10 protein-coding genes, 1 tRNA gene and 2 pseudogenes are annotated in these 7,522 nt (G+C 61.8%); 6 read left to right on the forward strand and 7 right to left on the reverse strand.

Annotated features, from left to right (window positions below):
* Together ILT44_RS29340 and ILT44_RS29345 are read left to right on the forward strand one after the other, a co-directional pair.
* On the forward strand, positions 1–184 hold a 184-nt coding region (locus ILT44_RS29340), incomplete at its 5' end, for an ABC transporter substrate binding protein (RefSeq protein WP_204243143.1).
* 68 nt (positions 185–252) lie between these two features.
* A complete protein-coding gene (locus ILT44_RS29345) occupies positions 253–414 on the forward strand; it encodes a hypothetical protein (RefSeq protein ID WP_204243144.1) in 162 nt (53 codons plus the stop codon).
* Positions 415–541: 127 nt separating this feature from the next.
* On the opposite strand, the gene ILT44_RS29350 is transcribed toward ILT44_RS29345, so the two are convergent.
* Positions 542–1,495 (reverse strand): arginase family protein, encoded by a 954-nt coding sequence (locus tag ILT44_RS29350; RefSeq protein WP_204243145.1) that lies wholly within the window; start codon positions 1,493–1,495, stop codon positions 542–544.
* 4 nt (positions 1,496–1,499) lie between these two features.
* Complete coding sequence (locus ILT44_RS29355) at positions 1,500–2,339, reverse strand: methyltransferase domain-containing protein (protein WP_204243146.1); 840 nt, start codon at positions 2,337–2,339, stop codon at positions 1,500–1,502.
* A 118-nt stretch (positions 2,340–2,457) separates the two neighbouring features.
* Here ILT44_RS29355 and ILT44_RS29360 point away from each other — a divergent pair.
* A pseudogene (locus tag ILT44_RS29360) lies at positions 2,458–2,715 on the forward strand (alcohol dehydrogenase); the annotation flags it as partial.
* 91 nt (positions 2,716–2,806) lie between these two features.
* On the opposite strand, the gene ILT44_RS31595 reads toward ILT44_RS29360, so the two are convergent.
* The 4 genes from ILT44_RS31595 to ILT44_RS29375 form a co-directional block, all read right to left on the reverse strand.
* Positions 2,807–2,938, reverse strand: a complete 132-nt coding sequence (locus ILT44_RS31595; protein ID WP_255549972.1) for a hypothetical protein — start codon at positions 2,936–2,938, stop codon at positions 2,807–2,809.
* Positions 2,935–3,147, reverse strand: a complete 213-nt coding sequence (locus tag ILT44_RS29365; protein WP_204243148.1) for a hypothetical protein — start codon at positions 3,145–3,147, stop codon at positions 2,935–2,937. The genes ILT44_RS31595 and ILT44_RS29365 overlap by 4 nt, the downstream gene beginning before the upstream one ends.
* A gap of 49 nt (positions 3,148–3,196) precedes the next feature.
* Positions 3,197–3,272: transfer RNA gene (locus tag ILT44_RS29370), tRNA-Ile, on the reverse strand.
* 142 nt (positions 3,273–3,414) lie between these two features.
* Complete coding sequence (locus tag ILT44_RS29375) at positions 3,415–4,389, reverse strand: phasin family protein (RefSeq protein ID WP_204243149.1); 975 nt, start codon at positions 4,387–4,389, stop codon at positions 3,415–3,417.
* 385 nt (positions 4,390–4,774) lie between these two features.
* Here ILT44_RS29375 and ILT44_RS29380 point away from each other — a divergent pair, with 385 nt between their 5' ends.
* From ILT44_RS29380 to ILT44_RS29390, 3 genes are all read left to right on the forward strand, one after another.
* The gene (locus ILT44_RS29380; RefSeq protein WP_204243150.1) at positions 4,775–5,143 is read left to right on the forward strand and encodes a phasin family protein; all 369 of its coding nucleotides are present in this window, start codon (positions 4,775–4,777) and stop codon (positions 5,141–5,143) included.
* A gap of 154 nt (positions 5,144–5,297) precedes the next feature.
* The gene (locus ILT44_RS29385; RefSeq protein WP_204243151.1) at positions 5,298–5,555 is read left to right on the forward strand and encodes a hypothetical protein; all 258 of its coding nucleotides are present in this window, start codon (positions 5,298–5,300) and stop codon (positions 5,553–5,555) included.
* A gap of 98 nt (positions 5,556–5,653) precedes the next feature.
* The gene (locus tag ILT44_RS29390) at positions 5,654–7,393 is read left to right on the forward strand and encodes an AMP-binding protein (protein ID WP_204243152.1); all 1,740 of its coding nucleotides are present in this window, start codon (positions 5,654–5,656) and stop codon (positions 7,391–7,393) included.
* A gap of 52 nt (positions 7,394–7,445) precedes the next feature.
* Here the strand turns inward: ILT44_RS29390 and ILT44_RS31330 are convergent.
* A pseudogene (locus ILT44_RS31330) lies at positions 7,446–7,522 on the reverse strand (beta-ketoacyl-ACP reductase); the annotation flags it as partial.

Here is a 7,522-nt window from a genome sequence, read left to right on the forward strand (position 1 = left end):
TCCTGACCTTTATTTCCGCTTAGCAACCTTCATCGATAAGATCTTCAAGGGGGCCAAACCCGAGGAGCTTCCGGTGGAACAGCCGACCAAATTCGAGCTCGTGATCAACCTGAAGACTGCCAGGACACTCGGCCTCGACATTGTCCCTTCGCTCCTGGCCCGCGCCGACGAGGTGATAGAGTAGAGATCTCGCGTGGGAAACCCGCCAAGGGGGATTCACCGTCCGGACGCTATGGATGTGGCGTCAATGGCATGGCGCACCATAGCGTCGAGGAGTTCTGGTACTTTGTCTCAGGCCGCGGGCAGATGTGGCGACGGTTGCATGCCCGCGTAGAGATTGTGGATGTGGGGCCTGGCGTCGCCATCACCATCCCGATTGGAACCCACTTCCCAGTTCCGCTCGATCTCGCATGAGCCGCTGGCGGCGGTAGGCACAACCATCCCGCCCTGGCCGGGCGAAGGCGAGGCGTTTGCTGTCGACGGAATCTGGGAGCCAACTGTTTAGCAGGCTCCGAGAGTATCGGGTGAAGGTTAGGCCTGCTTAGGTCGGGTTTTGAGACTGCCGTGCAATCAGTCCCACAGCAGTTGCAACCAAGCGCCCGGCCACCAGGGCTCCTGCACCATCCACATCACGGGCCGGCATAAACTCCACCAGATCAAAGCTCGCGATCCGGGCCCGCTCGGCGGCGCCGTGCAGCAGATCCACTGCTTGCCAATAACTAAGCCCGCCCGGGACTCGGCCGATCACCCCCGGCATGATGGCGGGATCCAGGCCGTCACAGTCAAAGGTGATCAGAACCTCAGAGGCCGGTTCAATCAGGCGCAGCACCGGCTCAAGCCCCTCCCGATGCACCTGATGGGCGCTGATGAAGTGAACACCCGCCGCCGTTGCGTCTGCCACATCCGCAGGACGGGCAGAGCCAACGCCACGCTGGCCAACCTGGATCATGCGGTCGATGTGGGTCATTTCGCTAGCACGGCGCATCGTGCTCGACAGGCCTAGCCGCTCACCATCGACCTCATCGCGCCAGTCAATATGGGCATCGATTTGCAGCAGCGTGAAGCGACCCCGCCCCGCAAAGGCTTCGAACAGCGGGATTGGAACCGAGTCGTCGCCTCCGAGCACAAGAGGCACCACGCCGGCATCGAGGACTGCGCCGACCGTGTCCCGGATCTGGGAGCGGTTTACAGCAGCCTCGTCTGCATTCGGCAGGTTGCCGGCGTCCACAACACGGACTCCTGGGGGCAGCAGCGGGCCATCGAAATCGAAGTCATGGTGATGAAGGGCGGCGGCATACTGGGCCATCACCGCGCGAATCGCATTCGGGGCGTCCGCGCAATACGAACCGACCGACGCGTAGGGAGTCGCGGCCGGAACGCCGATGAGAACCGCGGCAGCCTCCGGCCTCGAGAGGTCAAGGCAGGCTGGCAGGCCCATGAATGTCGTCGTTGGCGCACTGCCATACATGCTGCCAATTGTTTGCTGCGTTGGCATGACTTCACGCTCCTGCTGATGGCCCGCCCGGCACTGACACACTCACCCATGCTCCGACCCAGCGTGGCGAGAAGGCAGTAAGCCGGGTGGCGATGGCCTCGTCCCGCAGCCGATCCGCGAGGCTGTCAATGTCGACCTGCTCGGCCGAGGCCAGGCCGAGGCGCTCGATCTGTGGCAGCAGCGTGCGTACGGTCTCGGCAAACAGCCAGTAGAACCCGTCCGGCCCGCCACTGGCTTTCTGGAACGAACTCATATGTGGCCACGGCAGGCCCGCATCGCGGAACACCGCCCCCAGACGGGATCCCAGGGCTGGGTCGATGCCGCTGCCCTCGAAGGCCTGCCTGATCCAAGTCGCAACGGTGCGGAAGAGCGGTGCCTCCGGCACGCTCTCGATCCGAGTGACATCGAACTCCATCAGGGCGATGATGCCACCGGGCCGGACATGGGACGCGAGCCGCCGGAGCACGCCAGGCGGGTCGGCCAGATAAGGCAGCACGAAGCGCCCGACCACGGCATCATAGGCTGCCGAGGGCTCGTAGGTGTTGAGGTCACCCATCTCGAAACGCACAGGTACGTTGGCCGCGGCGGCAACCCGCTGGGTGGCAAGGGCAACGGAGTCAGCGGAGCGCTCGATGCCGAGGACGCTCCCGCCGGGGCGAACCAGCCGCCCCATCAGCAGAGCCACATCGCCAGCGCCGCTGCCGATGTCCAGGACATGCATGCCAGCCGTGATGCCGGCACGCCGGAACAACTCCTCCGTTTCTGGTTCGACCAGTGCCGCCTGTCGGGCGAGGCGCTGCAACTCTCCGGTGGACTCGCCAAACAAGTAGCTACTGGCTGACATCACGGCCTCCGGGCCAAAGGCCGCCAACTATAGCTCAAACCGCCACTGAGCGAAAAAGGCGAGCAGATGACGAGTGATCACCCTTCGGCCCACAATCCGAAAGGGCTGAGCCGTTTCGCCTTGGTGCGGCTTGTTCGCGAGGCTCTACTGCGCCTCGGGCCGGGAGAACCTGTGCGACGAGCCTCTGTTCACCGGATACACCCGGGATGGCGGCTTTGCATCTCACGCTGGCGCCGATGCGGCCTATGCCTTCCCGCTGCCGGACGACGGCGATCCCGTCGCTCTGGCTCCCCTCCTCTGTGCCGGCCTGATCGGCTGGCGGTCGCTCGTGGCAACGGGATCCGCCAGGACGGTCGGCATCTACGGCTTCGGGGCGGTCGCCCGAGAGGCTGGCGCGGCATTGTCAACTTAAGCAAGTAAGAGCTGCTTGAGGTCATCACGCCTGGCCCTAAGCCACTGAAAATACGTTACCTGCCCGGGCCGAAAATCCGCAAATAGCGAGCAAAACTCGTTAAGTTGACAATGCCGCTGGCGACGACATTGTCGTGCAGGATCAGATCATAGGCGCCGGGCGCCAGCTGGATCAGACGGTAGGTCATCCTGGTTTCTTGTCAGATGCAAGCTGGAGATCAATCCACTCATAGGCCTTGGCGAGGGCCGCCGCACGATCGGGAGCCATGATCAGGGTCGGGCGCTGCCTGGGCAGAGCCACGAAGGCCAGCCACTCGGGTCCGCTCGGGCTGAGGCGGATCTGATAACCCTTGTGCTCCACGAGTTCGGTATCTGGAAGGTGATGAGGATCAGTCATGGTCGATATGGCAGGTCATGGCTGTAGTGGCAGGCTTTGGACCAGTCTGTGGTGGGCCTGGAGGGACTTGAACCCCCAACCAGACCGTTATGAGCGGCCGGCTCTAACCATTGAGCTACAGGCCCTGGTCCGAAGAACCACACCGGATCCTCGGCGCTGCGGCTATACCAAGAAGAAGATGGCGGGCCAAGACTGTGTTGGTCTCCTGACCATCACGGCCTGCTACACTCCCGGCTTGAGGTGCCGGGAGTGCTTTGACGTTGACCATCAGGAGATGTGCCGACCTGCCTTGGGAGCCATGATCGTCTGGGTGGCCTCTTGGGCAACCTGGGCCGAGATCTGCGCGAGACGCTGGCTGTTGCCAATCATCTGCTCAACATTCTGACGCACGAGAGAGCCTTGGAGGCTCACGAGGTCAGGCACTGATCGGCAGGCCAGAAGCTCATTCACGGCATCCAGGTTCTTGAGTAGGCGCTCCTGCCTGAGGCCGAACCATTCCAGCGCAATGGTGCCAGCCCCACGAGCCAGGATCCTGTTGGAGCGGGCAATGGCTTGCACGTAGTGTGGCGCCTGATCCAGCAGGTTTGATGTCGCTTGAACCTGATCGGCGGCGACCTCTGTTGTGCGGTCGATGATCTCGGAGGCTGCACGTGCGGTGTCTTGAGCTGCCGCCTGAATCTCCTGCTCCACCTCCCGGACGACCTCGGGAGCAGCCTCAACTGGCGCCAGCAGGTTGCCGTTCGTGCGCTGTGCCCGTGCGGCCTTCCTGCGCCGCGCTGGCGGCTGGTCGTTGGCAGCACGCGTGGCCTCGGCTTCAGCGATCTCCTCCTCGACCTTCTCGACCACGGCCTCGACCTCATCTGCGTTGAGGACCTTCAGCACCACCGGCAAAAGCTCGTTCTTGTCGTTGCGGATGTGCTGCTGAAACACCTGTCTCAGCTCCTCGACCTTCGCCAGGAACGCATCGCTGTCCTTCGGCGTCGCCGCGAGTTCGTCCAGGAGAGCCCTGGTCCTCTGGTTATCATCGCGTGCCCCACGGACGAGTTCGGCGGTCTCCGGGTGGTTCTCCAGCACCGGAAACAGGTGTTGCTCCTGCAGGCTGGCAAGCAGGTCCAGCTCCTGTGCCAGGCTTGCGAGCAACTGTTCGCGGGCCTCAACGGCATCCTTGGGTGTGCCCAGCAGCTGGGCGAAGAGCTCGTTGGCTTTATCAGGCGGAGTTTGGCCGATGGTTCGGTTGATCATCATTCCTCGCAGAAAGGGCAGAGGATCCGGCCCTATCGACCGCACAGGGCATGCAGCGGTCGCAAAAGCTAGATCTCTCCGTGGGGTGAAAGAACGCCAGAGACACGTACGCGGAACTGGGCACGCAAGCTTCTTGGTTCATAAGGCGCAACAAAGATACAGCTGCGATCAGCAAGCGCGACCATTCATACGGCAGCGCAGCATGAAACAGCAAGCATCCGGGCTGATTTGGTTGAAAGATGCGGCAAAAAGGCCGGATTCCACATATTGTGCATCGCACAATACAGCTTGACTTTCATTGTGCGATGCACAATAAAGGGCCAGCCGAAACTGTCAGCGGCTACCAATTTATACCGGGCACAGCATCCCGTTTCGGAGAACCACCATGAACCAGCCATTTGAGACCGTCCAGAAGCTCGGCAAAGACAGCTTTGACGCAACCGTGAAGGCTCTTGAGGTTGCCACCACCGGCACTCAGGCGATCGTCGTTGATACCGCCGACTACGCCAAGAAGTCGTTCGAGCACACCGCCTCCACCTTCGAGAAGCTCGTCGGTGTCAAGTCGCTCGACAAGGCAATCGAAGTTCAGACCGCGTACGTGAAGAGCGCCTACGAGGGCTTCATCGCCCAGTCGACGAAGACCCGTGAACTCTATGCCAAGCTGGCTCAGGACAGCCTTGCGCCGTTCAACGCTGTCCGCTCTGCCGCGCAGTCGACCTTTACCTCTCCAAAGCCTGCTTCTCGCGCCAGGTAACAACCTGCGCCGCCAGCCTGTTCTGAACGCCCGATTAGCAGTCGGGCGTTCCTATGCGTTTGCTGTGGTGTCCAAACCTCCCAGATTTCCTTGATGCACTCATTTGATCACCCCCACGGCTGGCTCACCAAGCTGTAAGGCTGGAGAAGAACCAATGTTTGGAGCTTGGATCCGGCTGGCGACCGATACAACTCTTCTCACGCTGGAAGCGCAGAGTGTCATTGGCATGCGCTTGGCGCAGATTGCTGCGGGCCAAGGCACTCCGGCTGAAGCGCAACTGATGGTGACCGAGAAGATGCTCGCCTTCATGGAGGCTGCCACGACTGTTGCGGCAGGTAGGTCAGCCCACAAGGTGGTGAAGAGCTATCGACGGCGCGTGCAAGCCAATGCAAGGCGCCTCCGCCTGGCTTGAGACCCCCTTACGGAGCATCTTCCCCGATTTGTTTCTGGTGCTGTTGCGCCGGCAGATGAGCCCCCCTATGCGATTTGTCGCTGAACCAAGATGTGCTGATGACCACGTTTCGAGACGCGCGACATTTCCTGCTTGAGCACCGCACCGACTATAGCGCCGCCGTTGCTGGCTTCCGCTGGCCCGACCCAGCCCCCTTCAATTGGGTGCTCGACTGGTTTGATGGCGAACTCGCCTCCAATCCCGAAAGTCGTGACCGGCTGGCACTCTGGATCGTCGAGACCGCGACCGGCATTGAGACGAAGCTCAGCTTCAAAGAGCTGTCATGCCGGTCGAACCAAGTCGCAAACTTCCTCAGGGCCTCGGGTCTTCGCCGCGGCGATCATCTGCTGCTGCTGCTCGGGAACATACTGCCGCTTTGGGAGACGATGCTGGCAGCCATGAAGCTTGGGATCGTCATCATCCCAGCGACGACGCTTCTGACACGAGAGGAACTCAGCGATCGGCTGGAGCGCGGCCGGGTCAAGGCCGTAGTTGCCAGCTCAGATCAGGTCGCAAAGCTCGAAGGCTTGTGCAACAGCAGTGTCACCTGCGTTCATGTGGGTAGCGCTACACCCCCGGGGTGGCACGACTACCAGGACGTCTCCTATCACTCCGAAGCCTTTGCCCCGGATGACCCAACGCAGCCTGACGATCCTTTGCTGCTGTATTTTACCTCCGGTACAACGGCAAAGCCCAAGCTCGTACGGCACACCCAGCGCAGCTATCCGGTCGGGGCACTCTCTACCATGTACTGGCTTGGCCTGCAGCCCGGCGACATTCACCTGAATGTCTCGTCGCCGGGTTGGGCCAAGCACGCCTGGAGTTCCGTATTCGCGCCCTGGAATGCGGGCGCCACCGTACTGGCCGTCAACCAGCCGCACTTTGAGGCCAGAAGTCTCCTTGATGTCATGGCACGCTGCGGCGTGACCACGTTCTGCGCCCCGCCTACGGTCTGGCGCCGGCTGATCCAGGAGGACCTCGCGGGGTACAAGGGAGTTCTGCGCGAAGTCTGCGGGTCCGGTGAGCCGTTGAACCCAGAAACCATTGAGCAGGTTCGTGCCGCGTGGGGCCTCACCATTCGCGACGGCTATGGCCAGACCGAGACGACGGCGCAGATCGGCAACTCGCCAGGCCAGGCGATTAAGGTGGGAACCATGGGGCGCCCTCTCCCGGGCTATCCCGTGCGATTGCTCGACCTGGACGGCAACATGACGCAGGAGGGCGAGATCTGCCTTGCCCTGGGGGAACTCCGGCCTGCCGGGCTCATGCAGGGCTACCAGAATGCCGACGGCACAGTGAGTGGGGCCGAGGGAGCCCTCTATCGCACCGGCGACATCGCCTTTGCTGATGAGGATGGGTATCTCACCTTCGTGGGGCGTTCGGATGATGTGTTCAAATCATCCGACTATCGTATCAGCCCGTTTGAGCTTGAGAGCGTGCTGATTGAGCATGATGCTGTCGCGGAGGCAGCCGTAGTTCCGGCGCCGGATGCGATCCGTCTGTCCGTGCCAAAGGCCTACGTCTCGCTCATACCTGGAGTGGAGCCTTCGCCAGAAACAGTTTTGTCTATCTTCCAGTATTCGCATGCACGGCTAGCACCCTTCAAGCGCATCCGGCAGATCGAGATCGTTCCAGAATTGCCGCGAACCATCTCCGGCAAGATCAAGCGTGGGCAACTCAGGCGTCAGGAGCAGGCGAAGGACAGGGGAGGCCCTCTGCGCGGGGTTGAATACGCGGAGAGTGATTTTGCGGAGCTTCAGGTTCGACGCAGCCCGACGGGCCCCGCATCATCGGAATAGGCCAATTACAGACCCAAGTTCAGGCTGCTCGCAACAGGATCGGTATATCAGATCAGGCCATGTACTGGCCGCCGTTCACCGACAGGGTCGAGCCCGTGATGAAGCCGGCCTCGTCCGCAGCGAGATAGA

The sequence above is a fragment of the Microvirga arvi genome (genome assembly GCF_016892765.1).
GTDB lineage: Bacteria > Pseudomonadota > Alphaproteobacteria > Rhizobiales > Beijerinckiaceae > Microvirga > Microvirga arvi.

What these genes read in the sequence shown, in the direction of transcription:
- ILT44_RS29345 (WP_204243144.1), top strand. Translation starts at nt 253, where the DNA reads ATGGCGCACCATAGCGTCGAGGAGTTCTGGTACTTTGTCTCAGGCCGC.
- ILT44_RS29350 (WP_204243145.1), bottom strand. Translation starts at nt 1,495, where the DNA reads ATGCCAACGCAGCAAACAATTGGCAGCATGTATGGCAGTGCGCCAACG.
- ILT44_RS29355 (WP_204243146.1), bottom strand. Translation starts at nt 2,339, where the DNA reads ATGTCAGCCAGTAGCTACTTGTTTGGCGAGTCCACCGGAGAGTTGCAG.
- ILT44_RS31595 (WP_255549972.1), bottom strand. Translation starts at nt 2,938, where the DNA reads ATGACCTACCGTCTGATCCAGCTGGCGCCCGGCGCCTATGATCTGATC.
- ILT44_RS29365 (WP_204243148.1), bottom strand. Translation starts at nt 3,147, where the DNA reads ATGACTGATCCTCATCACCTTCCAGATACCGAACTCGTGGAGCACAAG.
- ILT44_RS29375 (WP_204243149.1), bottom strand. Translation starts at nt 4,389, where the DNA reads ATGATCAACCGAACCATCGGCCAAACTCCGCCTGATAAAGCCAACGAG.
- ILT44_RS29380 (WP_204243150.1), top strand. Translation starts at nt 4,775, where the DNA reads ATGAACCAGCCATTTGAGACCGTCCAGAAGCTCGGCAAAGACAGCTTT.
- ILT44_RS29385 (WP_204243151.1), top strand. Translation starts at nt 5,298, where the DNA reads ATGTTTGGAGCTTGGATCCGGCTGGCGACCGATACAACTCTTCTCACG.
- ILT44_RS29390 (WP_204243152.1), top strand. Translation starts at nt 5,654, where the DNA reads ATGACCACGTTTCGAGACGCGCGACATTTCCTGCTTGAGCACCGCACC.